21 protein-coding genes are annotated in these 25285 nt (G+C 57.3%); 6 read left to right on the forward strand and 15 right to left on the reverse strand.

Features of this window, described 5'->3' with window-relative positions; translation table 11 throughout:
- The first annotated feature begins 244 nt into the window (after positions 1–244).
- A complete protein-coding gene (locus tag VLX68_11360; GenBank protein ID HUI92834.1) occupies positions 245–751 on the forward strand; it encodes a hypothetical protein in 507 nt (168 codons plus the stop codon).
- 109 nt (positions 752–860) lie between these two features.
- Here the strand turns inward: VLX68_11360 and VLX68_11365 are convergent, their stop codons facing one another.
- Together VLX68_11365 and VLX68_11370 are read right to left on the reverse strand one after the other, a co-directional pair.
- Positions 861–1976, reverse strand: a complete 1116-nt coding sequence (locus VLX68_11365; protein HUI92835.1) for a radical SAM protein — start codon at positions 1974–1976, stop codon at positions 861–863.
- Positions 1973–2359, reverse strand: a complete 387-nt coding sequence (locus VLX68_11370; protein HUI92836.1) for a hypothetical protein — start codon at positions 2357–2359, stop codon at positions 1973–1975. The genes VLX68_11365 and VLX68_11370 overlap by 4 nt, the downstream gene beginning before the upstream one ends.
- A 134-nt stretch (positions 2360–2493) precedes the next feature.
- On the opposite strand from VLX68_11370, the gene VLX68_11375 reads away from it, so the two are divergent.
- Positions 2494–3468: a GNAT family N-acetyltransferase gene (locus VLX68_11375; protein ID HUI92837.1), complete on the forward strand. Its 975-nt coding sequence runs from the start codon at positions 2494–2496 to the stop codon at positions 3466–3468.
- 168 nt (positions 3469–3636) lie between these two features.
- Here the strand turns inward: VLX68_11375 and VLX68_11380 are convergent, their stop codons facing one another.
- The 13 genes from VLX68_11380 to VLX68_11440 form a co-directional block, all read right to left on the reverse strand.
- Complete coding sequence (locus VLX68_11380) at positions 3637–4113, reverse strand: GNAT family N-acetyltransferase (protein ID HUI92838.1); 477 nt, start codon at positions 4111–4113, stop codon at positions 3637–3639.
- 114 nt (positions 4114–4227) lie between these two features.
- Positions 4228–4737: a hypothetical protein gene (locus VLX68_11385; protein ID HUI92839.1), complete on the reverse strand. Its 510-nt coding sequence runs from the start codon at positions 4735–4737 to the stop codon at positions 4228–4230.
- A gap of 86 nt (positions 4738–4823) precedes the next feature.
- Positions 4824–5717 (reverse strand): sugar nucleotide-binding protein, encoded by an 894-nt coding sequence (locus tag VLX68_11390; protein ID HUI92840.1) that lies wholly within the window; start codon positions 5715–5717, stop codon positions 4824–4826.
- Positions 5710–6303: a nitroreductase family protein gene (locus VLX68_11395; GenBank protein ID HUI92841.1), complete on the reverse strand. Its 594-nt coding sequence runs from the start codon at positions 6301–6303 to the stop codon at positions 5710–5712. The genes VLX68_11390 and VLX68_11395 overlap by 8 nt, the downstream gene beginning before the upstream one ends.
- A gap of 190 nt (positions 6304–6493) precedes the next feature.
- The gene (gene speE, locus VLX68_11400; protein HUI92842.1) at positions 6494–7366 is read right to left on the reverse strand and encodes a polyamine aminopropyltransferase; all 873 of its coding nucleotides are present in this window, start codon (positions 7364–7366) and stop codon (positions 6494–6496) included.
- A gap of 109 nt (positions 7367–7475) precedes the next feature.
- Positions 7476–8576, reverse strand: coding sequence for a type III PLP-dependent enzyme (locus tag VLX68_11405; protein ID HUI92843.1), 1101 nt, complete (start codon positions 8574–8576; stop codon positions 7476–7478).
- Positions 8577–8743: 167 nt separating this feature from the next.
- On the reverse strand, positions 8744–9685 hold the full coding sequence (speE, locus tag VLX68_11410) for a polyamine aminopropyltransferase (protein ID HUI92844.1): 942 nt from the start codon (positions 9683–9685) through the stop codon (positions 8744–8746).
- 1 nt (position 9686) lies between these two features.
- Complete coding sequence (speD, locus tag VLX68_11415) at positions 9687–10466, reverse strand: adenosylmethionine decarboxylase (GenBank protein HUI92845.1); 780 nt, start codon at positions 10464–10466, stop codon at positions 9687–9689.
- A gap of 186 nt (positions 10467–10652) precedes the next feature.
- Positions 10653–11549, reverse strand: coding sequence for a response regulator (locus tag VLX68_11420; protein ID HUI92846.1), 897 nt, complete (start codon positions 11547–11549; stop codon positions 10653–10655).
- Positions 11549–12817: an ATP-binding protein gene (locus VLX68_11425; protein HUI92847.1), complete on the reverse strand. Its 1269-nt coding sequence runs from the start codon at positions 12815–12817 to the stop codon at positions 11549–11551. The genes VLX68_11420 and VLX68_11425 overlap by 1 nt, the downstream gene beginning before the upstream one ends.
- Positions 12818–12909: 92 nt before the next feature.
- A complete protein-coding gene (locus VLX68_11430) occupies positions 12910–15627 on the reverse strand; it encodes a putative Ig domain-containing protein (protein HUI92848.1) in 2718 nt (905 codons plus the stop codon).
- 45 nt (positions 15628–15672) lie between these two features.
- Complete coding sequence (locus VLX68_11435) at positions 15673–16554, reverse strand: hypothetical protein (protein ID HUI92849.1); 882 nt, start codon at positions 16552–16554, stop codon at positions 15673–15675.
- Between the two features lie 12 nt (positions 16555–16566).
- Positions 16567–18558 carry a serine/threonine-protein kinase gene (locus tag VLX68_11440; protein HUI92850.1) on the reverse strand — a complete coding sequence of 664 codons (1992 nt, stop codon included), beginning with the start codon at positions 18556–18558 and terminating at the stop codon, positions 16567–16569.
- Between the two features lie 216 nt (positions 18559–18774).
- On the opposite strand from VLX68_11440, the gene VLX68_11445 reads away from it, so the two are divergent.
- From VLX68_11445 to VLX68_11460, 4 genes are all read left to right on the forward strand, one after another.
- The gene (locus tag VLX68_11445) at positions 18775–19347 is read left to right on the forward strand and encodes a four helix bundle suffix domain-containing protein (GenBank protein ID HUI92851.1); all 573 of its coding nucleotides are present in this window, start codon (positions 18775–18777) and stop codon (positions 19345–19347) included.
- Positions 19344–20582 carry a hypothetical protein gene (locus VLX68_11450; protein HUI92852.1) on the forward strand — a complete coding sequence of 413 codons (1239 nt, stop codon included), beginning with the start codon at positions 19344–19346 and terminating at the stop codon, positions 20580–20582. Before VLX68_11445 ends, VLX68_11450 begins: the two co-directional genes overlap by 4 nt.
- A gap of 256 nt (positions 20583–20838) precedes the next feature.
- Entirely contained in the window at positions 20839–24003 is a 3165-nt protein-coding gene (locus tag VLX68_11455; protein ID HUI92853.1) for an acyl-CoA dehydratase activase, read from the forward strand.
- On the forward strand, positions 24000–25274 hold the full coding sequence (locus VLX68_11460; GenBank protein HUI92854.1) for a hypothetical protein: 1275 nt from the start codon (positions 24000–24002) through the stop codon (positions 25272–25274). Before VLX68_11455 ends, VLX68_11460 begins: the two co-directional genes overlap by 4 nt.
- Positions 25275–25285: the final 11 nt, after the last annotated feature.

Consider the following 25285-nt stretch of genomic DNA (forward strand, 5'->3'; position numbering starts at 1 on the left):
CTGTCGATAAGCATGTTTTTCTTTGTGGCCCATAGGAGATAACCCCTTTCTGCTTGGGTTACCTTAATTATGAGCCTACGAATTAAAAACAGTATGTATCCGATAGGTATTCGGTTACATTTAATTTGAGCCTACGCGCAAGCTGACAAATAAATAAAATCCCCTTGATTCCAAAAAAATAGTTCAGTATAATAATGCTTCAGCCCGGCCGCTATCTTTTCACATCATCAAAGGAGACGCCTGTATGAAGCATTATCAAGTTCTTGCACTTTCCGCCGTTGTCGCCGGCATTATGCTCTGGGGATGCTCCAATTCCACCGGCACCGGTCCTGCGGCGCTCACGACCACGGAAATGATCGGAAAATGGGTTTTTAACTCACTTCATGAAACAGGGACCACAACGATGCATCTTGGAATTCCGGGCATCCCTGATTCCACGTTCCACGTAGACAGCACGGTAACGTTGTCGGGCGGCGCAAATTATGCGCAATTATATTCGGACATGACCTATGCGTCCAAAATGCCGGCAATAACATCAACGGGAGGATCATCCTCCGACACCGGCTCCTGGTCGCTTTCCGGCAGCAATCTGAGGCTGATTTCAACTGCGGGAGATACAACCAACCTGAGTGTGAGCGTCAGCGGCAACAACGGCACTTTTGTAAACACAACGTCTGAACGTATGGACCTTGGCAACGGAGCCTATGTCCAGACGAACATGACCGCGACGGTGTCGGCAACAAAGCAGTAGGGAAGAAATTTCTCTTTTCAAAAGCAGAGTGGGGCAGGCGACTGTCCCACTTTGTTTTTGAAGAAGGGAAGGTTTTGTCTATCCGGAAATATCCTGACAGGTATTTTTTCTACCGCACATCGCCGGCGTCCGAAAACCGGATCTCCCAGCCTTTCCAGCACGGCTTTGCCACCGTGCGGTAATGGTGCCTGAACGATTTTCCATAGTAAGGCGTGTTGGTCTGCCAGAACGAGATGATGTCGACGCCGCATTCCTTTGCCTTCGCGACGGCGGCGTCGATCGCTTCGGGCCGGTCGTTCCAGGAAAACAGCACGTATTTCCAGTCGATGACCGGTTTTTTAAGTCCCCGTTCGTTGCGGAAGTGCACCAGGTCCCGCATGTTCCCGTATGCTTTTGTAAATGAGCTCCCACGCTGGTAATGCGAGACCATGTTTTCGGTGACGCCGTCGATGGAAAAGAAAATGTGGTCGGCAAGCAGCGCCGCCTCGCGCTTTCCGTCGGTGTCGATCAGGTTCCCGTTGGTGGAAATGATGATCATGAGCGACGGGTTCCGCTTCCTGAGGATTTCGAGTTCCTCATACACCGTGGGCGACAGGAAGGGCTCTCCGTATTTGAAGAAATAGACCTTTTGAATGTTATTGTCCCGGACCGCCGAGGACACTCTTCCGATATCGTCAAGCGTCATTTTCCGCTTTGCGCGGGGCGCCTCGAGCATTTGCTGCTGGCAGGAAATGCAGGCGAGGTTGCACGCCACCGTGTTCTCGACCATGATTCCGACAGGGATAGTGCTGGCGTCGGCTTTTTCCGCGGCCCTTGATTTGGCAACGGTCTTCAATTCGCAGCACCTGCTGCACGTCGCGATGGGCAGAACACCCTTGGCGAGCGACCGGCGGAACGAGGCAGCGGTCGGACCGAAAAAGACGCTTTTGAAATCCCCTTTGGAAAGATCGCCGAGGATGCCCTCCCTGTTGTCGCCCTGGCAGTGACAGGAGATGGTCATATCGGAATTGACGCTGATGTTGTAATCGGACTCACCGCACAGCGCGCCGCAGTAAAACGATTCGTTGCGGACAAACGCCCTGAACTCCACGGCGCGCTTCTTGACAAGCGCGTAAAGCCTTCTCATCGCCGGCGACCGGACGACGTCGAGGAGGTCCGTCACCGACTTTCTGGAGGTGAGGCGGAAAAAAAGCCCGTTGTGGGAATCCAGCCGTGCATCACTCATGACTTTTTCTTTCCCGGCGCCTCCAGGAACACCAGATACGGCTCCTTGCCGGTCCTGCCGCACAGCACGGCCAGCGCGTTCATTAAAACGGATTTCCCGTTTTTCTTCAGCGTCACCTCGACCCGGGCGGGAAGCGCGTCGAAGGGGATTGTTTTTGCATCGATCCCGGCAAGCACATACGCGCTTTTTATCTCGTTTTCCTCGACAAACAGGTCTTCCACGCCCTGATGGGGCGCCGACATGAGGTAGTACATGTCTTCGTAGGGCGACATGTATCCTTCGCCGGAATTCAGCACAACGCCGTCAAACGGCGTAGTGTTGTGCATGATTTCAATGGCATCGTTCTTCCGGAAAGATACGCCGTTGGGGAGGTCAAGCGCCATGGGAGGGTCCTTTCGCTGCGGCAGGGTGCGCATGGTGAGGCAACCGCCGGAATTAAACCATAAAGAAAGGAAATAAAGTATCTTTCTAGAGTGATTCAATCCTGACAAAACGAGAACAAAGGGAAAAATACTCTATGCCTGAAACAGCAATCAACGTGGTCCCGTACGCACCCGAGCGGAAAAACGAATGGAACGCATTTGTCGACGCGTCGAACAACGGCACCGTGTTTCACAGACAGGATTTTCTCGATTATCATCCTGCCAACCGCTTCACATTTCATCACCTGATGTTTTACAAGGGCGACGAGCTCCTGGCCGTGCTGCCGGGCGGGCTGTCGGGCGACATGTTCAAGAGCCCCACGGGCGCGAGCTTCGGCGGGTTCGTGGTGAACGCGCGCCTGGGCCTTCAGGACGCGGACGCCATTGTCAAGGCGTTCATCCGCCACTGCGCGTCGCAGCTCATCAAGGAGGTGTACCTCACCCCGCCCATGCAGATCTACAACGCCACGTTCAACGAGTCCGTCGAGTACGCCATGCATTACAACCATTTCATCGTGCTGTCGAGCCTGTTCTCGTCGGTGATCGACTTCTCCATCATCCACGGCAAGGAGGAGCTGTCGCGCAACACCCGGCACAAGATCAACAAGGCCGTGAACAAGGGCGTGCGTATCGAGGAAAACAAGAATTACGACGAATTTTATCCGATCCTGCTCAAGAACAAGGAAAAGTTCCACGTGACGCCCACGCACACGCTTGACGAAATAAAAAAGATCGGGTCGCTGCTCCCCGGCATGATGACGCTGTTCATGGCCTACTACGAAAACAAGCCGGTCGCCGGCGAGCTTTTGTTCACCTGCAACAAGCAGTGCGTGCTCAATTTCTACACCATGCACCTCTATGACTACCACAATCTCTTTGCCGTCAATTACCTCATCGAGCATTCGATACGCTGGTGCAACCAGAAGGGGTTCAAATATTTCGATTACGGCGTGTCTGCCGACACCTTCAGCATCGATCCCATGGAGCCGTCATGGTCGCTGATTGAATTCAAGGAGTCGATGGGCGCCAACGGGTGCCAGCGGAAGACGTATTACCGAAGAATATTCTGAGGAAGAAAAAGCGCCACAGAGACACAGAGTACACAGAGAGAACAAACAGTTCCAAGTTGGAAGTTGAAAGTAAAAAGTCCCTTGTTCGTGTAGCTTCTTTCAACTTTCAACCGTCAACCTCCAACGCCATTCTTTTCTCCGCGCTCTCCGTGTCTCCGTGGTGAATTCTTATAATTCCTGCAGCCAGGTTTTCCATATCCCTGGCGAAGAATCCGGAATGTCCACCGCGCCAACCATTTTCTTGTAATACTCAGCGGGGCCGACGCCGCCGATGATGGCGTAGCCGTAACCCTTCAGTTTCATGTCTTCCAGCGCGGAAAAAAGCAGGGCGGTGCCGATGCCCTTGTTGCGGAACGCGGGATCAACGCCCGTGGGCCCGAAGTAGCCGAGCGCGGTCGCGTCGTAACAAGCAAACCCGACGAGCTTCTGCCCCTTGAGCGCGATAAAACACGAGACAGGCCTGTTGCACAGCGCCACGTCGGTCTCGCTCGACCATGCCTTGTTGAATTTGGTCTTCACCCACTCGATCACCAGATGCTTTTCCGGTCCGATGGGCTTGCGGATGGTGACGTCGTGGTCCTTGGCTTTTTCAATCACCGGGCAGTCGCCGGGAAGGTTGTAGAGTTTGACAAGCATGTCGTGCATGGAAGTTCCTTTGGCGATCGTTTGATGAAGAGAATAAAAATAAATCAATGAAAGGCGAAATAATACGATGAGCAAGTCTTCGCCATTAATAAAACCGTCGAAACGCGTTTCCGGTTACCAGACGACCATGAATCTGCCTTTTACCAGTTGACGATCAGAGGTCTTCAGGCTTATGAGGTAGATTCCAGGATTGATCTGGCGAGGCGCGGGACCAGGTGTAACAGAAAGGTTGATTGATTGCGAAATGGTAATTGTGCCCTGAGAAAATGTCGCAGTCACCTTCACAATCTGGTATGCCTTGTATCCCGTAAACAATACTAGGTCGCCCGTATACTTGTTGAGTGTGCCCGTGTTCGTCGCGCCCGTAAGCTCCTGGATGGCCCACGTAATAGGCGCATTGTCGGCCTCATAAGCATTCAGCCACTGGTTGTCCGCAGAAAACAACTTGGCCTGTAACGGCAGTGGCACACCTGCCACGACGGACGCTACAGGTAGACAGGCCATGTTCGTTTCAACGTCGGGTTGGCCGCGCGCCGGATATAAGGCCATGATGGCGGGTTGTTGTCCCCAGGCACCGACTACGGAAAGTAGAAACACGCTCACAACGACAAACGCCTTTTTCATGGAATATCTCCGAATATTTTCGCAGGGGAAAGCCAGCTATATTATACAAAGCGGAATCTTACTTCGCAATTGAAAACGAATCCGGATCACACCGTCCAACTTCGTATGGCCCTGCCGATTATTCTTTCAATTTTTCCCGAATTCAACTGCACGTTCCCGATCCTCGGCGGCCCGTTCACGTCGTCGGCGCGCGACCATTTCTTCAGGGCCTCTTTTTTGTACTTGCCCTTGTCAAGGATGCGCTTCCCGATGTCGTACAGGCTTACCGGTTTCGGCCCGCCAAGGTGATAAAGGCCTTCTGTTTCCCGGAAAAGCAATTCCACCGCGACATCTGCAAGTTCATCACAATCAATGCAGCTCCTGCATTCATCATTGAAAAGGGACATGGGCAGTCCGCGCCTGAGCCTGCTTTCTATAAAATCAACCGCGCCCTTTTCGCCCTGGATGGAATCGCCCATGGGCAGTCCGAGCCGTATGATGCAACGGCGTGGAGCGCGGCGGATTTCTTTTTCGGCAAGAGCATAGGTGGCGCCGACAACGCTCACGGGATCAGGATCGATTTCTTCCGTATAGCCGCCGTCAGGCGGATTGCTGCCGGAGAACACCAGGTCAGCGCTCAGGTACATGACATGACAGGACGAAGAAAAGATGTCAACGATATTTTTTGCGCCGCCCACGTTGATGTCGTGAGCGTATTTCGGGCGTTCTTCGCAGATGTCAAGGTCGCACACGCCCGCTGCATGGAGCACGTGCGTGGGACGGAACGAATCGCGGATTTGGCGGAGACGATCGGCATCAGACATGCAGAGCGACGTCACATTGCCGGCGTGGGGGATTTTCATCCGCGGCGGGCGGATGCAGAACAAACGGTCTTCAGGGACAAGGGATTTCAGTTTTTTGTAGATCGGCCAGCCGTGGATGGAGGTGACGCCGGTGATGAGAATTCGAAAGAATGAAGAATTGTCTGACAAATCAATCAAGAGGCTTTCCCCATGTTCCGCCGAACACAAACTCCTTCTGAGGCCTTCTCGTTCTTTCCGCAGTTTCCCTTTTGGCAAGAGCTTCCGGCAGCATCGACGCGTCGCCCGCATAGCCCATGGCGACTGCGGTGAGCGGAACAAACCCGTCGGGGACGGAAAACTCGGTTCTTGTCTTGTCAGGGTCGAATCCGGCCATCTGGTGAACGGATACGCCTTCGGAGGCCGCCTGAAACGTCAGGTGCGCGGCAGACTGTCCGCTGTCGTAGGCATGGTATTTGTTCGGCGTTGTGCCGCCGGTAAAGGTAGTCCGGCCGCATACGATCATCAGTACGCTTGCCTTTGAGGCCCACGTCTGGTTGTTAGGCCTGAGAACGGATACGATGCGGTCGAAGTCGGGGCCCTGTCCCCGTATGCCGACTATATAGAACCATTCCTGGTCGTTGTTGCACGACGGCGACCATCGGGCCGCTTCGAATATCCTCCGCAGCGTGTCAGGGGCTATCGATTTGTCAAGAAATGAGCGCGGGCTGTACCGGTTTTTAAGCAAAGGGTGGATGCCGAAATCGGTTTTGGCGGGGTTAGGCATAAGGAACCTCGGAAAAAAGACTCATCACAGAGGCACTGAGGACACAGAGAAAACAGATAGTTTCAAGTTTAAAGATGAAAGGGCTTTGTTTGTGTTGTTTCTTTCAACTTTCAACCTTTAACTTCCAACTCCATTCTTTTTTTCTCCGTGCTCTCTGCGTCTCCGTGGTGATTTTTTAATTTACCGTCAATCAAGCTACGATTTTCTTTATATATTCCGGCAGCAGAAACGCGCCCCGGTGGATGTCCGGGTTGTAATAGGTGCATTTCTTGGCGACCGAGGCGTAACGCTTCTCGTTGAAGCTGTCAAGGTCGGCGCCCTCCTTCGCGCAGATCACGAAACTGCAGATCGCCTCGGGAAACGACGGCATGGTGCACAGGTACAATTTATACGCCGAAAACAGCGAGGAGATGGTCGCCACCGTGGAGCGCAGATATTCCGCCCGGATGGTGGGCGAATCGGTCTGGAACACCGCGATGCCGCCTTTGTCAAGCCGCTCGTGCACGAGTTTGTAAAAGTCGGTGGTCTCCAGCGACTGCACGGGCCCGCCCGGGTCGTACGAGTCAACGACGATGACGTCGAACGCCTCCCTGGATTTTGCGAGCCACGAGCACCCTTCGGCGATTTCCACGCGGCCGCGCTTGTCGGCGAAAGACTTGGCAAGAGCGGGAAAATGCGCGGCCACCGCCTCCTTCACCATTTTGTCAATTTCCACCACGAGCGCCGTTTCGACGTCCTTGTGCTTGAGCACCTCGCGCAGGCAGCCGCCGTCTCCGCCGCCGATTATGAGAACGCGTTTCGGGTCGGCGTGCATGGTCATGGCCGGGTGCACGATTGACTCGTGGTAAATGTGCTCGTCGCGCTCGGTGAGCACGATGTTGTCGCCGAGCACCAGCACCTTGCCGAACGCATAGGTGTGGAAGATCTCGATCTTCTGGAACGGGCTCGCGCCGTAATACAGCGAGTGCTTGGCGCGCAGCGTGATGCCGGCGAGGCCGTTCACCAGGTTCTGGATCCACAGCGACGAATTGCTTCCAGTTTCGTAACGGGGTGAGGTTTCCATGGCAGATTCCTTAAAGGCGCAACGGTCGCAAAGAAAAATTGAATTGATTTGAAATAATTATTAATCTTTGCGTTCTTTGCGCCTTTGCGGTGAAATGTTTTTATTACCATTAATCAATAAGGACAATCTTCGCCTTCGGGAATCCGTTGAACGTTGTTGCGCTCGCGCTGGTGTACGCGCCCATGGAGTCGAACAGCAACACGTCGCCGATTTCGAGCTGCGGCAGCGTGATGTTCTCGTACAGCACGTCAAACGAATCGCACGTGGGGCCGGCAAGCACCGAGTTGAAGGTCTCGCCTGTGCGCGGCACGAACAGGGGATAGTCGGCGTGGTCGAACACCTTGCCCGAAAACGAGCCGTAGAGCCCTTCGTCAAGATAATACCACCACACGCCGCTGCGCAAGGACTTGCCCATCACGCGGGCCGCGAGCGCCATGCACGGCCCGGACAGCACCCTTCCGGGTTCGGCGATGATGCGGTAATTGGTGAAATACCGTTCCAAATATTCGTTGATGGGCTGGCAGAACCGCTGGATGGGGAGCACCGGGTTGAGGTAGTTGATGGGAAACCCGCCGCCGATGTCGATGATGTCGAGGATGATGCCGGAAAGCGCCGCCTTTCTGCAGATGTCGCGGCAGAAATCGAGTGCCTCGATGTACTTGAGCGGGTTTTCGTTCTGCGATCCGGCGTGAAAGCTGATGCCCGCCACGGAAAGCCCCATTGCGTGCGCCCTTGCAATGAGGGAAAACGTCTGCGTGGGCGCGCAGCCGAACTTGTGCGAGAGGTTCACCATGCACGCCGGGTTCTGCACGCTCATGCGCACCAGGACGCGTGCCCTGTCCTTGAAGGGTACGAATTTGTCAAGCTCGAACTCGTTGTCCACCACGAAGAGCGATACGCCGAAGTCAAGCGCGTAGGCAATGTCGGCGTCGCGCTTGATCGGGTGCGTGTGCATGCACTTTTCCGGCGCTACGCCGCATTGGCGCACCACGTCGATCTCGCCGTTGGTGCAGATATCGAACGAGCTGCCTTCTTGCTTGAGGATGTCGATGATCTCGGGCTGTGCGTTTGACTTGACCGCATAGAACAGCTCCACGCCGGGGAGCGCGTAGGCGAGGCTGCGGTAGCCTTCGCGCAGCCTGCTCTGGGAAAGGAAGAGGGACGGTGTCCCATGGGTGCTGACGAGCCTGCTCAGTTTGGCAAAATCCATAACGGATTAAATGCTGTTCACACCTTTCTTTAGGTGGTGATAATTGAGGACAAGAAATATACGTTATGTGGAATTAAGAGTTTAAAGTTGAAAGTTGGAAGTTGAAAGAAAAATGAGTGCCGGTCCTCAGTACGGTCGCTTTCAACGGAAACTTCTCGAGGCGAGCGTTATTTATGCACAATATCGTCGGGAATATCAGGATGCCTATCGCTCAGCACCCGCGCGGGTTTCTTGAAGAGCGCGTCGAGGTGCGGCCACGACACCTGCGCCGCCTCGTGGATTTTTCCGGTATAATAGCGCAGGCCGGTGATGCCGTAGCGCTTGAGCTTTTTGTCAACAGCGGGGCTGGTGACCGAGGCCATGTTCGAGCGGTCGGACGACACGGTAATGGACCAGAGCGTCGCGTACATGTGGATGTAGGCGTACAGCGGGCACACGTGGCCAAACACCGAGCGCAGCGTGCGCTGGATGCTCGCGAAGGTGCGCGGCCGCGCCACGGGCGACTCGGTGTGCATCACGAACACGCCGCGGCCGTCGCGCAGCGACCGCTTTACGGAACGGAAGAAATTCTTGGTATAAAGGTACTTTGCCGGACCGAAGGGGTCGGTCATGTCCATAATCACCACGTCGAAGCGTTTCGGGCTTTTCTCCACAAACTTCCGTCCGTCCGCGATGTGGATGTGCACGCGCGGGTCGTCGAAGGCGCCCTGGTGGATCGACGGGAGGTATTTGCGCGAGAAGTCGATGACGCCCTTGTCAAGCTCGGCGAGGTCCACCGATCCCACGCAGGGGTATTTGAGCACCTCGCGGATGATGCCGCCGTCGCCCGCGCCGATCACGAGGACGCGCCGCGGGTCGGGATGGGTGCACAGGGCCGGGTGCACCATGGGTTCGTGGTAGTAGCACTCGCCCCATTGCGCGGCCTGGGTGATGCCGTCGAGGATGAGCACCCGGCCGAATTCGTTGGTGTCAACGAGCTCGATGGTCTGGTACTTGGTGGCGCCGAACCGAAGGCGCTTCTTGATGGTGTAGAAGAAGCCGAAGTCGTCGTTGAGCCACTCGGTGTGCTGCGTGAAGCGCCGGGAGCGGTACAGGTACGGGCGTTTCATGTTACATGTCGTAGGTGTAAATGTTTTTGCACTGGTAAATCTCGAGCATCTCCTTGCGCAGGAGGCTCGAGATCTTGGCGCGGGCCGACGGCCCGAGCGACTGGTTTTCGGCGCCGAACAGGTAGTTGTCGAGCTTGAATTTGTGCAGCATCATCTTGGTGTGGAAGATGTTGTCCGAGACGATGTTGATGTCGTAGGCCGTGTAGATGTCGAGGATCTCGTCACTGATGTAGTCCTGGATCGAAGTGATGTCGTGGTCGAGGTAGATCTTGCGGCCGTGCACGTCGCGGGTGAAGCCGCGCACCTTGTAGTCCATGAGCACGATGTCGGAGTCGAAGCTGTTGATGAGGAAGTCGAGGGCGTTGAGGGGCGAGATCGTGCCGCAGGTGGTGACGTCGATGTCGACGCGGAAGGTGCTGATGCCCGTCACCGGGTTCGTTTCCGGGTAGGTATGGGCCGAGATGTGGCTTTTATCAAGATGCGCCACGGTGCCCTGCGGCACCAGGTGCCCCTCGTTGATGAGCACGGTCACCGACGCGCCGCGCGGCTCGTAGTCCTGGCTCGACATGTTGATAATGTTCGCCTCGATGATGCGGGTGACCTCCTCGAGGATGCTGCGCACCTTCTTGGAGTTGTACACCTCGTCGATGTAGTCGAGGTAGGCGGTCTGCGACGCCTTGGACCGCGCGTAGCAGATGTCGTAGATGTTGAAGGAGAGCGACTTGGTGAGGCTGTTGAAGCCCTGCAGCTTGATCTTTCTGCCGCGGCACCGGTTTATCATTTTGTCAACCTCCTAAAAAGAAAATTGCCACAGAGACGCAGAGGACACCGAGAATTATGATGGTTTTAAGTTGGAAGTTGAAGGCAAAGACTTTAGTTTGTTTCTCACTTTCAACTTTCCACCTTCAACTTCCAACTCTATTTTATTTTTCTCCGCGCTCTCCGTGTCTCCGCGGTGAATTTTTCTTTACAGCTCGTTTATGTACAGCGGCTTGTAGCCGCGGTACTTGTGGGAAAAATAATTAATGAGAATTACCTCGGTCTTTTTTTTCGGCTCGATGTTGATGATCATCCGGTCGGAAAACAGCCTGCTCATGTGCAGGCCCCTGCCCGAATCGTCGAACGCGCCCGCGCCCGACAGCTGGCGTTCGATCTTGTACAGCACGGTATCTTTTGTCAAACGTCCCCGGTTGTCGATGACCGCGACGCCGTATTTTTCGGCGTCGAACGCGCATTCGAGGCGTACGTACTCCTGCGGCGAAAGCGCGACGTCGGAGAACTCCTCGTATTTCTCGGTGCCGTCGGGAAACGTGGGCGCATGGTACACCGCATTGGTCACGATCTCGTCGAGCACGAGCTGCATGTCGCCGGCGCCGCCGAGCCGTTTGGTGAGCAAATTTACCGCCGCCTCGCGCACTTCCCTGGCTTCGGCCGACGAGCGGATGCAGAACTCGCCGAGCAGCGTGTGCTGCGGCAGCAGGTACCGGCCGATGCCGAAGATGTTGCCGGTGAGCAGGCCATCCACCAGCGCGTCGAGCTCGGGGAAGTTGAAGGGCGAAGTCTTGGGAATGATGTTCGACACGCCCGATTTGCGCGCCAGGCGAATATAGTCATCGACGTTGTAAGCCGTGATGAGCACGGTGCGCGTTCCCGGCGAGCGGCGCTTGATTTCCGCGAGCAGCTCCGGCCCTTTCATGCCCGGCATATTGATGTCCGATATCACCATGTCGAACGGCCGCTTTTCGCACAACGCAAGCGCCGTATCCGCGTTTTCGGCGGTGGCCACCTCGTAGCGGCCCTCGAGAAAATCGAGCAGCATGGTGCGTATGGTGATTTCGTCGTCGACAATGAGAATTCGGTGCATCAGCTGGTGCCCTCCTCGCCGCCCTTTGCGGCCACCGGCAGAAGAATTGAGAACACGGTGAGCTTTTGCGTGCTCTCGAAAAAAATGCGGCCGCCGTGCTCGTCGATGATCTTCTGGCAGATTGAAAGGCCCAGGCCGGTGCCTTCGCCGGGCGGACGCGTGGTGAAGAACGGGTCGAAGATCCGTTCCCTGATCGCGTCCGCCACGCCGCTGCCGTTGTCTGAAACGTCAATGCGCACCATGTCATCCTGTGTTCCGGTGGCGACGGTGACGAGCCCCGAATATTTTTTATTGTCACGGCTCATCACCGCCTGCTTCTCCTGCACCGACTGCACCGCGTTGGTGAGCAGGTTGATGAGGACCTGCTGGATCTTTGCGGGATCGCACAGCACCGGCGGAACGGACGCGCCGAGATGCAGGGCCACTTCCGCGGCCGACGGGGCCTTGAGCCGCACCGCCTCCGCCGATTTGGTCACGAGCCCGTTGGCGTCGGCGGGCGCTATGGCGCTGTCCTCCTTGCGCGACAGGTGCAGAAGGTCCTTGACAATTGCGGTGGCGCGCGACGATGAGTCGAGGATGGTGGCGACGCGCTGCGCGCCCTTTTCGTTGAGGCCGTACTTATCGCGCATCGCGAGCATGTTGGCCGCGGTGCCGGAAATGCCCGAGAGCGGATTGATCATCTCGTGGGCGATCCCGGCCGTCATGGTGCCGATGGTGGCCAGTTTTTCGGAGCGCAGCAGCTGGTCGAGGATGGCCTTCTCCTCGGTGGTGTCGCGCAGGTGCTCGATCACATTCTTCGGATTTCCCGCCACGTCAAGAACAGGATAGGTCGCGATCGTAAAGTGCCTGGTCCGTTCGGCGTCGGTCATGGTGACCTGGTGCTTGAGCACGGGCTTGCCGGTGGAAAACGTTCTCTGCGCCGGACATTTGTCGCAGGGCTCCGTCCGTTTCCACAATACCTCCCAGCAGTGTTTGCCCAGGAGTTTTTTTATGGACGTCCCCGCAAACGCGGCATAGCTTTTGTTGACCCGGGTGATGCAAAGGTCGGCATCGAGCGCGCAGATAAGGTCGGTGATCGCGTCAAACGCGATCTCGAGCTGCTTTTTGCTCAGCGTGATTTTTTCCATCACCCTGGTGTCGTTGAGGCTGTTGACCAGCTCACGCCGGTAATTGGCGGCATTGTTTTTTTCTCTTTGATAAGAAAGGAACAATATCCCCATGATGATGATACAAAGGAGAATGGCGATGAGGAGCATGGTTGTTATCATCCGATTAACGTCCGGTTAAAATATTTCACTCTCGCACAGTATAATCATAGCACAAACAGCACCAAAAAACAATCAAGGAAAAAGGAGACCGATTAAAACGTGCCCGAGGAGAACTGCCAGAGCGGGCTTTCGGATTGCGACTTCGAGTTTTTGGCCACCACCTGCCAGTAGTAGATGGTGTTCCGGCTCAGGCCGTACATGGTGATGGAGGTGGCGGAGATGGGCCCCACCTGCTGCAGGGAAAGCGGATCGGTGCCGAAATAGACGTCGAACGAGAGCGGGTCCGCGGTGTCGGGGTTGGAACAGGAGAACGACAGTGTCACGCTCGACTGGTTGATCACCGCGTTGTTGAGCGGCGAAAGCGCGGCCGGCACGCCGATCGACGTGCCGAAATACAGCCGCACCATCACCGAGTCGACGAACGACTGGTCGCGCACCGTGGCGATGATGGTGTCGTAGCCGGAGAACAGGGTGGGGTCCACGGTGTAGAGGAACGTGTCGACGACCGCCGAGTCGATGGTGCTTGTCGCGTGCGAATGCGCGTCGAACAGCGTCACGCTGCGCCGGTCGACGTAGGGGTTGTCCGGGTCGTGGAGCCGGAACACCATGGTGAACGGCGCGCGCACGTCGGTGAGGTTCACGGCGCCGTTGGGCAGCGTGTCGGCCGAATACGAGACCGATATCGAGCACGGCCGGGCGGGCGGCACCACGAGGATGCGCGGGTACAGCGTGTCGGTGCTCGGGAACTGGTCCTTGACAATTGCAATAATCTGGCAGTAGCCGGTGTCGCCCGGACCCGGCGCCCATACCAGCAGGCTGTCGGTGGTGTTGTCGAGCAGCGGGGCCTTTTTCCCCACGATGCGCGCGGAAAAGACAAACGGCGGGATGCCGCTGCCGTGCGCAACGGTCAGCACCTGTTTGAGGGTGTCCCTGCCCGCGAAGAGGAACTGCGGGAAATCCTCGGCCCTGGTGCCGAAGGCCACCGGTTTGGGCGGCAGATGCCCCGGCAGCGAAACATACAGCAGGCAGGTCGCGAACACCGGCTGGTACCCGTCAAACACGCGGATGGTCACGGAATACGCGCCGGTGTCGGCCTGGCCGGGCGTCCAGGTGATGATGCCGCGCGGCCCGACCACGAGACCCGCGGGGCCCTGCGAAACCTGGTAGGTAAGCGAGTCGTTGTCCGCGTCGAGCGCCTGCATCGTGTCGGCGTACGGCAGGCCTGCCTCGATGTAGGTGGAGCGCGGCGGCCGCTGGATGACCGGCGGGCTGTTTTTATAGATCACCACGGATTGCTGAACCCTGTTTCTCTTTTTGTCAACTGCGGTGATCACGACCTCGTTCCCCGTCTTGGCGTGGGTCAGCGCCACCGTGTCGTAGTACCAGAGGCCGTTCGGCGCCGCCACCGTGCCGTTGATCCAGAGCGTGTCGATGCCGCTCTGGTCGTCGAGCGCGCGCACCGCGATCACCACGGACGACCGGTCGGTGAACAGCCCCTGCGCCACGCTGCCATCGGCGAGCACGTCGAGGATGCGCGGCGGCACCGTATCGGGCCCGCCGGGGTTGCAGATCAGCAGGAGCTCCTTCCAGTCAACCACGGTGCCGCTCTGGTCCGCCGCGATGAGCCGCGCCGAGTTCTGGCCGGGGTTGAGCGTCACCGTCCAGTCCCAGGTTGCCGCGGCATTGGTGATCGTCTTCACCACCGGGTTGACGGAGTCGTTGACAAACAGGCGAAGCAGGAGGTTGAGCGAATCGAGCGTGTTATTTTCGACGCGGCCGGTCAAGATGTACGACGCCGACCCGACCACGGAGGTGTCCTGCGGCGGGGTGAGCACCACAATGCTGGCCTTTTTCGCGTGCGGCACCGTGGTCGAAAACACCAGCCAGAAGGTTTTCTGCGCCGCGTTGCCGTTGCGGAAGTGGTCGAGGGCGTACACGGCAAGAACAAGGGGCGCGGCCGCGGTGTAGGTGTACACCTTGTCGAACAGCTTGTAGTAATCGCTGCCGTTTTTCCCGTCGAACGGCTGGCCGTTGACCGAAGCGGAATCCACGGTGCCCGAAAGGTCGTCGGTGATGCGCGCCTTGAACGCGAACACCGAATCGCTGGTGAAGATCGTGTCGCCGTGCATCACCTCGGTGTTGACGCATGCGATGACGGGCTTCACGGTGTCGCGCAGGGAGAAGAAGAAGCTGTCGGCGGGCGAGACATGGCGGCCGTCCCATACCCAGAGGCTTCCCATGCCCGCGTAGAACGGCGCAGCGGCCGACACCCGCGTGCTGCACAGCGGCGAGGCGTAGCGCACGCTCGCGCCGAGCGCCCAGTTGTAAATCACGTCGCGGTCCTTCACGCGCGGGGTGCGGAACGTCACCGAGTCGCGCGCGAACGCGAAAAGGCTGTCCTGGTGCAGCGGCGATTTCAGGTACACGTGCATCGAATCGACGACGCGCGCGCCGTTGGACTTGTACACCGAGGTGACCACCGACTGCAAGCCCGTGTCGAAAAACGACACGAGGAACACGAACGGTTCTTTTGAAAAATCCGACTTTACGACCGTTGATTCCGCGGATGTCCACAGGCGGTTCGCGGTCGCCGAAACCGAAAAGCTGTCCATGAGTTCCTTGACGTCAACGCGGACCTGGAGGGTTTCGGTGGAGAAGATCTCGAGCGTGTCCCGGTTGTGGATGCTCTGGCGCTCCAAATACAGGCCCGCGTTTGCGTAATCGGAAAAGGGGTTTGATTCGCGGCCGCAGAACACGAACGCCGTGCTCAGCATCGGGGGGATCAATAAATATTTAATGAAATTTTTCATTTATGATCTTTGATAGTATCGTAAATCAACATTAACTTCAAACGTCTAAAACCTGAACGACCAGCATATCCCCACCGTTCCTATCGCGATAACGCCCAGGCTCGATATGAGGTTCGCAAGGTCGTTGTTTTTCGCGTTTCTCGCCGCCTCCCAGGCGGCGCCGGTATTCTCCGCGAGATTGAGCTTGTCGGTGCTGTTGATGGAATTGAAATTCCGCTGCGACGTGGCGAGCTGGCTCGCCTCGACGAGCGCCGCGATGACCCCGACGGCGGTCGCCACCACGCCGCTGTAGCGGATCGTGTTGCGCGTGGGGGCGAGCGGGTCTTTGAGCAGGGTAATGGGGATTCCCCCCGAAACCGCGTCGGTGACCGTGGCGGCGTATTCGTACGGCTGGTCCGAGACCTTGTACGCAACGCCCAGCACGGTGAGATTGCCCCTGCCGTTGTGCAGAAAGAGGCAGGGCGACAGTTTAAAAAACTTGGTGAGTGAGCTTATCCCGTCAACGGAGTACATCACCGCGCAAAAGGAAAGCTGGGTGCCGATGGCGTCTTCGTGGATGTAAATGCCGTTCCAGTCGTACGGCGCCGCGTCCACCGCGCTGCGCTTGTTGTAGGCCTTGTCGTTTACCGACGTGAATACCACCGGTCTGTCCTTGCCGCCCCTGACCTGCAGCGTGCCCAGCACGTGCAGGCCCGTGAAGTTCTTGAAGCACAGTACGGTCCCCTCGGAAATCGTCACGGTTTTTCCCTGCGGCACATAGAGGTCGCCCGCGACAAAATACGGATGGTCTTTGGCGGCGAGAACGGCGGGCAGGTCGCCGGCAATGGTGTCGAACACGCTCTTGACCGTGTCAACCGGCGCGGGTTTCGGGGCCTGGCCAAACGATACGCAGGAAACAAGCAATAAAATGATACTTATTTTTTTCATATCGGCACCGGTTTATTTTGCCGCCACACTCGTGCTGATGCGCCGAATCTCCGCGTCGGCTTTTAAATAATATCGATGCTCCGGAGAGGTTTTAAAAAGCGTTTTAACGTCATACCAGGCCTCCATGGCCTCTTTTCTCGCATCGTCGGAGGGGCTTCTATCGTATAGCGCGCTTGCGCAGAGCGCCTTCGAATACAGCAGGAGTTCCCGGAAGGCGCGGCCGTCCATAAATGCCGCGGGCGTTACCGATGCGCGTTTTATCAGATCGTAGGCCTGGACAAAGTCCTTTGCGACGTAACTCCAGCGCGCCTTTTCAAGATAAAATTCGCCATCATCGATGGTGTTGGCGGCGACAAAAGATTTTACCGCGGCGTTGTCGCCCGTTCCCTTGAGAGCCCGCAGTTTATACAGCTTGGACTTTTTCGAACCGGCCTGTTCCGGCGCGAGCATCTTGTACAGCTCAAGCGCGTTTGTAAAACGGCCCGCCTCCACCTCCTGGGAGAAAATGGTCATGACGTCCGACGTCCTGTACAGCTGTTTTAGCTTGTCAAGCAGGGTGGGCCCGGTCAAACCGGCGGTCTGATCCGCGACCGGCTGTGGCGCGGGAACCGGTGCCGGAACAGGTGTGGCCTGCGCCGGCTGTTTCACCTCGCCGATATGTTTTGCGCCGCGTTTGGTTTTAACCGGCTTGGCCGCTGCGCCGCCGGCGGTGAAAATTTCATCAAGGTCTTTTATATTTTCTTCAGTTTTGGCAGGGGCCTCAACAGGAAGAGATTGCGGCTGCGCGGCAAGGGAATCGGTGTTCCCGGCCGCGGAAGGCGCAACGGCATGAGGGGGCGGAGGCGCGGATGGTTCCCCGGGGTACAATGCGGTCGCAACCGAACGCGGAAGGAGCCGTACGGCGAGCGAGGGGTTCAGCACATACAGTCCCGCGAAAAAGGCAGCGGCTAAAACCACGGCACCGATGGTCGCCCCGATCACGAAGGGCGCTATGTTGCGTTTGTCATGGAAATTCACGATGTGTTTGACTTTTCCCCGTTTTTCAAGGAATTGCTGGAGAATCTGCTCGGGCGCCCTGAGCGTGAGCGTTTTATGGATGCGGCAGACGGATCGGAGGAATTCGAGCGAATTCTGTACGCGCTTTTCCTTTTCGTTCCGGATGCAGTGCTGGATCAGGCCGCTCAGCGCCGCGGGGATTTTTGCCGAGACGTTCGAAAGCGGGATGTAGTTGTTGCTGAGCTTGTCCGTCACCAGCTTGCCGAGCTTTTCCTCGGGAAACGCCCGCCTGCCGGTGAGCGCTTCGTAAAGCACGGTGCCGAGCGAGTAGAGGTCGGCGCGCACATCGACTTCTTGCACGTCAAGCTGTTCCGGCGCAAGGTACTGCATGGTACCCATCACCGTGCCGTCTACGGTGTGGATGCTCGCGTCCATGGGCTTTGCAATGCCGAAGTCCATGAGCTTTGCCACGCCGTCTTTTGCCACCATGATGTTGCTCGGTTTCAGATCGCGGTGGATCACGCCTTTGAAATGCTTTCCGTAAAGGACGTAAGACTGATTGTGGGCGTAGTTAAGCGCGCGCCCCACCATGATGCCGAGGGAGGTGACCACCTCGGGCGGCAGGCCGCCCGATTCACCGATCAGCGTTTCGAGCGTCACGCCGTCGATAAGCTCCATTTCAATGTACGGCAGGTCGTTCCATGTTCCCACTGAATATATCTCGACGATGTTGGGATGGTGCAATTTGGCCGTGATTTTCATTTCGGTGCGGAAACGGTCTTCAGACTCCCTCGTATGATCGGGCTTTAAAAGTTTAACGGCACGCTTCACTTCAAGCACCGGGTTCCAGATCTCATAGACAATGGCCATACCGCCTGCGCTGATGAGCGACGATATGACCCCGGAGCCCAGTTTAATGGGCTTCTTGCCGTCCGGTAACGAAACTGTTCCCGGCAGCTCGATGCGCTTTGTATCATCGGGTCTGACTATGATTTGTTCTGTAGCCATTTTTTTACCACGAAAAAACCGCTTTAAGCATTATATATTCTACAATTATGACAATTCATTTGTGAAGAAGCAAGAAGAAAAACATAATTATTTTACGGCGGAACCTCTCCTGGTTATCTATGATGCTTGACCCAGAGAATATTTGTTTAAATGGGGTCGCAATTAAGTAGTTATAAAAGAGAGGTTGTTATCAAATATTTTAATAATAAGGATAAAATGATGGCTGACGGCTTTATTCCCCCTCATGGTGGCTACAAAGATTTGCTTTCTTATAAGAAAGCTGTGATTATTTATGATGCTACAGTCTATTTCTGCGACCGTTTTTATAAACAGAATTATAAAATTACGGACCAAATGATTGGGGCCGCGCGATCTGGTAAACAAAATATTGGTGAAGGAAGCGTGAACTCGGGGACATCAAAGGAAACGGAAATAAAACTGACGAATGTGGCACGGGGAAGCTTGCAGGAATTGCTGGAAGATTACCAAGATTTTTTGCGGACAAGGAAGTTTTCATTATGGGATAAAGATCACAAAAACTCTCTCATAATTCGAAAGTTGGGCTATGGGGAACATGTGTCATATGTGATATATCGGTCCTATATTGAAAACGAATCTCCCGAAATTTCTGCAAATACAATTATTTGCCTCCTTCACCAGACAAATTTCCTTTTAGATCAACTAATTCGAAAACTGGAAAAAGATTTTTTGGAAAACGGCGGCCTACGAGAACGGATGATGCGAGCCCGTTTAAAAACACGTTCGCTGCAGGATGGGGAAGAAGCATGAACTATTTCCCCCGCCTCCCGCTTTCCCCCTTCGTCCAAACCATGCAAGCCATTGCCGGCAACGAGATCTGCATTACCGGCGCGGCGCCGCTGGCGCCGCTTTCCTACGGCGACGAAATGGCGCTCAAGCAGAAGGCGTTTACCGAGTTCTTCAGGAAAAAGAGGGTCGAGGGCGATTGGGAGCCCCTGGCGGCGTCGCCGTTTTCACGGCTGTACCGGACCACCACCAAGCGCCGCGTGGTTTTCGCCTTTGGAAAGTATGTGCTCAGCATGGGCGACGCCGGCCGCGACCGGCCCGACGAAACCAGAAACGAGGCCATGCTCGAGCCGCGGCAGCACACGGCGCTGTATGAGCTGCTGCTGAAAAAGCTCAACGAGCCGCTCTTCTCACCCATGGCAAAGCGCTGCAATTACCTGATCATCCGCGGATCGTACAAGGAATTCTGCGTGATCTTCAACATGCACAAGCTCGACGGTCCGACGGTGCGCAACCTCAAGATCCTCGGCGCACACCTGTCGGGCGCGGGCATGGGCGTGGTGTCGTCGTTCGTGTTCCTCGATCCTTCAAGCTCGAAGTATTATATTGACAAAAGGGAATCAGGAGGCCGGGGCGGCGTCAAGAAGCTGTTCGGGCCCGACACGCTGCGTTTTTCGGCGGGCGGACAGACGTATGTGTACGACGCGCTGTCGTTTTCCCAGGTCAACCAGTCCATGGTGCCGCTGATGCTCAAGAAGGCCGCCGGACTCCTTGAGGTTGCGGTAAAAGAGAATGCCGGCATACGGCTTGTCGACTTATACTGCGGCTACGGGCTTTTCACCCTGTTTCTTGGAAAACATTTCGGCGAGGCCTGGGGCATAGATTGCGACCCGGCGTCAATCAGAAGGGCGCGCGACTCCGTGGGACATTTAAAAGATCTGCCCGCCTCATGCAAAATGCGATTCATGACCGGCCAGATAACGAGCCGCGGCCTGGAGGAGATGCTTCCAATACGCGGCGATATTCCCGAAGTAGTGATGCTCGACCCGCCGCGCGGCGGCACGGAGAAAGGCGTTATTGGCGCCATTGCGAACAGAATGCCTTTTAAAGTCCTTCATATTTTCTGCAATGTGGATATCATTCCTGAAGAATTGGATCAGTGGAGACGGGTGGGATATTCTGTTTCCCGCGTTTTGCCCCTTGATATGTTCCCCGGCACCCCCAATCTTGAGGTGATGGTCCTTCTCAAGCCGCGATAATAAAAAAATTGCTTTTTTCCCTGGGCACCTTGCATTTTCAAACATTCGGGAAATTGGGACTCGGCGAAACCCCAAACCAACGGCCATCTTTACCACATTCTTATATAATAGTGAGGTTTTTACCATTGCACCCAAGGCAATCGCAAACAATGTTTGTTGAAAAATCATTTTGATCTGAATCAAAGCTAACTTAGGTATGAGCGAAAAACCTTTATCCCAAACCCGGCAGGCCGTAAAAAATGATCCTGCAGTAGGAGTGCAGCCTTCAAATGCACCGCTGCTGTATTCCATACCGGCGTATTATTACGACGGGCATACGGAGCTCTCGCCGCACCAATTGCAGGAATATATCCATGGCACACGAGACATCACCAGCGCACTGTGGGTGGGGATAGACGTCGGTTCCACCACCGCCAAGATCGCGGTTCTTGAGCCGGTGCAGAAAAAACTGCTGTTCTGGAAATACCGGCGGCATTTTTCCAAGCAGGCCGAAACCGTTGCGGCGCTTCTTTCCGAAGTGCATGAGGCCTTTCCGCTCGCCCCGCTCAAAACGAGCATCTGCGGCAGCGGGGCGGAGCCCATCGCCGACATCATCGGCGGGTGCTTTGTGCAGGAAGTGATCGCCAACAGCATCGCGGTGTCGGAATTGTTCCCCTTTGCAAAGACCTCCATCGAGCTGGGCGGCCAGGACGCCAAGATCCTGTTTTTCCGCGAAGACGAGAACACCCGGAAGCCCAAACTCACCGACATGAGGATGAACGGCTGCTGCGCCGGCGGCACGGGCGCTTTCATCGACCAGATTGCCGGGCTGCTGGACCTGCCCATCGAGCGGTTCGACGAAACGGCAAGAAACGGCAGCAACGTTTTTGACATTTCTGGCCGGTGCGGTGTGTTCGCCAAGACCGATCTGCAGCCGCTGCTCAACATGGGCGCGCGCAGGGAAGACGTGGTGCTGTCGGTGTTCCACGCGGTGGCGAAGCAGACCATCACCGGGCTCGGCCACGGCATGCAGCTCGCGGCGCCCGTGGTGTTTCTCGGGGGCCCGTTCACGTTCAACCGCCAGTTGGTGAACGTTTTCGCGAAACACCTGGGCCTTGCCAAGGAAGAAATCCTCATCCCGCCGTGGCCGCAGGTGGCGGTCGCCATCGGCGCCGCGCTGGCCGCGGGCGTGGTGCCCGCCGAATCGCATAAGCCGTACCTCGGCAGAAAGGCCCTTGCCCGGCTTTCCGATTCGAGCCGCGCTTTTGCCGTTGATGCAATGCCGGCGCAGCCGTTCTTCAGCTCGGCAACAGAGCGCGAGGACTTTCACCGCCGCCATGCGGAGCCGCCGTTTGTCCCCAGGGAAATCACCGCGGGAACGGCGCAGGACGTGTACATCGGCATAGACGCGGGATCGACCACCATCAAGTTCGTGCTCATGGACGGTGGCGGCGGCATCATCAACAAGTTCTACGCGTCGAATTCGGGCAACCCCCTCGGCGTGGTGAAAAAGGCGCTTGTTGACATATACGACTCCTACCTGAGAAGCGGCGTTCGCCTCAACGTGAAGGGCCTGGGCACCACCGGCTACGGCGAGGCGCTCGTGGCCAAGGCCTTCGGCGCCGATTTCCACACCGTGGAGACCATCGCGCACGCACATGCCGCGCTGCACCTTGTCCCGAACGCCACCTTTGTGCTCGACCTCGGCGGTCAGGACATGAAGGCGATGCGGATATCAAGCGGCGTGATCTGCGACCTGTACCTCAATGAAGCCTGCTCTGCCGGGTGCGGATCGTTCATCGAGACGCTGTCTTCGTCGCTGAACATTCCCATAGAGAAAGTCGCCGACCTGGCCTTTACCGCCGACAGCCCGTCCAACCTCGGTTCGCGCTGCACGGTGTTCATGAATTCATCGATCACCACCGAGCAGAAAAACGGCAAATCAGTCGAAAACATCATCGCGGGCCTGTGCCGCTCCGTTGTGGAGAATCTTTTCATGAAGGTGATCCGCGACCGCAACGTGTCGTATCTCGGCAGCACCATCGTCGTGCAGGGCGGCACGTTCAAGAACGACGCCGTGCTGCGCGCCTTTGAGCAGCATACGAGCGCGAAGGTGATCCGGCCGCAGCATGCCGGTGAAATGGGCGCCTTCGGCATTGCCCTGCTCACCAGGGAAGCGCTCTCCGGAGCGGGCCGTTCGTCGTTCATCGGGTTCGAGGCCATGCGCTCGTTTGAATGCTCGGGCGTCACGCACGACAAGTGCGGCGGCTGCGCAAACGGCTGCAAGCGGACCGTCGTACGGTTCAACAACGGCGCGGTGTATTGCGCGGGCAACCGTTGCGAAAGGGGAAACGTGGAGACCGCCACCGAGGGCGCCCGTGCCGCGGCGCACCGGGAGCCTGCGGCGTCGCTTGCCCGGTTCCGCGAAGCGGCGCTCGTTGCCGATTACGGCGAGGCGCGGCCGCAGGCGGCCCGCGGCCAGACCATCGGCATACCGCGCGTGCTGGAGTTCTACAACAGTTTTCCCTTCTGGAAAGCACTGTTCTCGTCGCTCGGGTACGACGTTAAATCGTCGCCCCGCAGCAACCACGGCCTGCACGAGAAGGGCATGCGGTATGTCGCATCCGATAATATCTGTTTTCCCGCAAAAATCGCGCACGGCCACATCGAGTATCTGCTCGAGCAGAAGGTCGACCGCATCTTCATGCCGCTCATGATCGCGGTGCCGTCCACGCTTTCGGACAAGCGCGCGGTTCACATGTGCCCGGTGCTGCAGGGCTACCCGGTGGTGCTTGACGCCATGAACAAGCCCGGCGCCCGCGGATCGACCATGATCGACAGTCCGGCGTTTTACTGGAACAACAAACGCATGCGTGACCGCCAGGTGGCGCGCTTTTTGTGCGCCGAATACAGGCTCGACAAACGGGAAGTCCGGCGCGCGATCGCGGAGGCGGAAAAAGCCGCGGAGCAATTCAGGCAGACCATGCGCGCCGAGGGAAAACGCGTACTTGACACAATAGAGGCGGCATGCGGCATGGGCGTCATCCTGGCAGGGAGGCCGTATCATTACGATTCGTACATCAGCCACGGCATTCCCGAAATATTCGCGTCGCTCGGCATTCCCCTGCTCACCATGGATTCCCTGCCGGACGTTGCGCAGCTCGACCTGCGCCGCGTGCGGCCCGACCTGTACAACCCGTTCCATTCGGAAATTTACGCCGCGGGCCTGTTCGCGGCCGCGCATCCCTGCCTCGAGGTGGTGCAGCTCGTCAGTTTCGGCTGCGGCCACGACGCCATCATCGCCGACGAGCTTTGCCGGCTCATGCAGACGTCGTCGGGCAAACAGCCGCTCGTGCTCAAGATTGACGAGGGAGAAGCCCTCGGTGCGCTGAGCATCCGCATCCGGTCGTTCGTCGAGACGGTGAAACGGAGGCGCGTATGAAGGCGGCGGCACGCGCGGCGGCCGCGCTCCCCCGGCCGTTTTCACCCCCGTTCACCCGCGCCGACAAGCGCAGGCGGGTCATGGTGATCCCCAACCTGTCGCGTTCGTTTTCCACCATGTCAAGCGCGGTGTTCCGGAGTCTCGGCTACCGGTCGCTCACGCTCCCGCTCGCTGACCACGAGGCGCAGCGGCTCGGCAAGCGCTTCGTGCACAACGACGCCTGCTTCCCGGCGCAGATCAACGTGGGTGAATTTATCAAGTTCCTTTCAACCGGCGCCATGGCGCCGGGCGAAGTGGCGGTGACGCTGGCCAAGAACTGCGAGGACTGTCGCGCCGGCCAGTATTCGGCGCTCACGCGCAAGGCGCTTGACGACGCGGGATATACCGACGTGGCGATCGTCACCACGGGCGCGGACACCAAGCGCATTCATCCGGGGTTCGCGTCCGGCATACGGTTCAGGCTGAAGATGCTGTGGGGCACCGCAATCACCGACGCACTCGACGCCATGGTCCGCGCCACCCGGCCGTACGAGCGGGAGCCTGGAAGCGTTGAACGGTTGTACGAGGAGCACCTCGACCGGATATCACTCGCGCTGGAACGGGGACCCCGGAAAGCGCTTGCCGCACTCCGCAGCGCTGTGGCGGCGTTCAACCAGGTGCCGGCCGAACGGCCGGCCAAGCGTCCGCGGGTACTTGTCATAGGAGAAATCCTCATGAACTACCACGAGACCGCGAACCGGCAGATCGTGCGCTACCTGGAGAAAAACGGCATGGAGGTGTTGCTGCCTGACATCGCCTCGTTTTTCGCGAAGCAGGTGGTGGTTGACAAACACATGGCGTGCCGCGGGCTTGCACGGTATCCGCTGCTCAAGCGGTGCGAGTCCTTTGTCACCGAATGCGCGTTCCGCCATGTGCTCGGCCGCGTGGAGGCGATCGCAAGACGGTTCAGATTTTATGAGCCGCGGCCGGTCATCAGCGAGCTCGCGGCGGGCATCACCGGATTCATCGACCCAGCGATCGTGGCGGGCGAAGGGTGGCTCATCCCCGCCGAAATCATGCATTACGCAAAGAAGGGCGTCACGTCGTTCGTGATCATCCAGCCGTTCGGATGCCTGCCCAACCAGATCACGGGCAGGGGCATCGTGAAGCCGCTCAAGGAGCGTTTCCCGTATATCAACATTCTCGCCCTCGATTACGACTACGACGTTTCCATGGCAAACCTCGAGAACCGGCTCCAGATGCTCGTCATGGCGGCGAAACAATACACCTGAACAGGGAACAG

The sequence above is a fragment of the Chitinivibrionales bacterium genome, from assembly GCA_035516255.1.
GTDB lineage: Bacteria > Fibrobacterota > Chitinivibrionia > Chitinivibrionales > FEN-1185 > FEN-1185.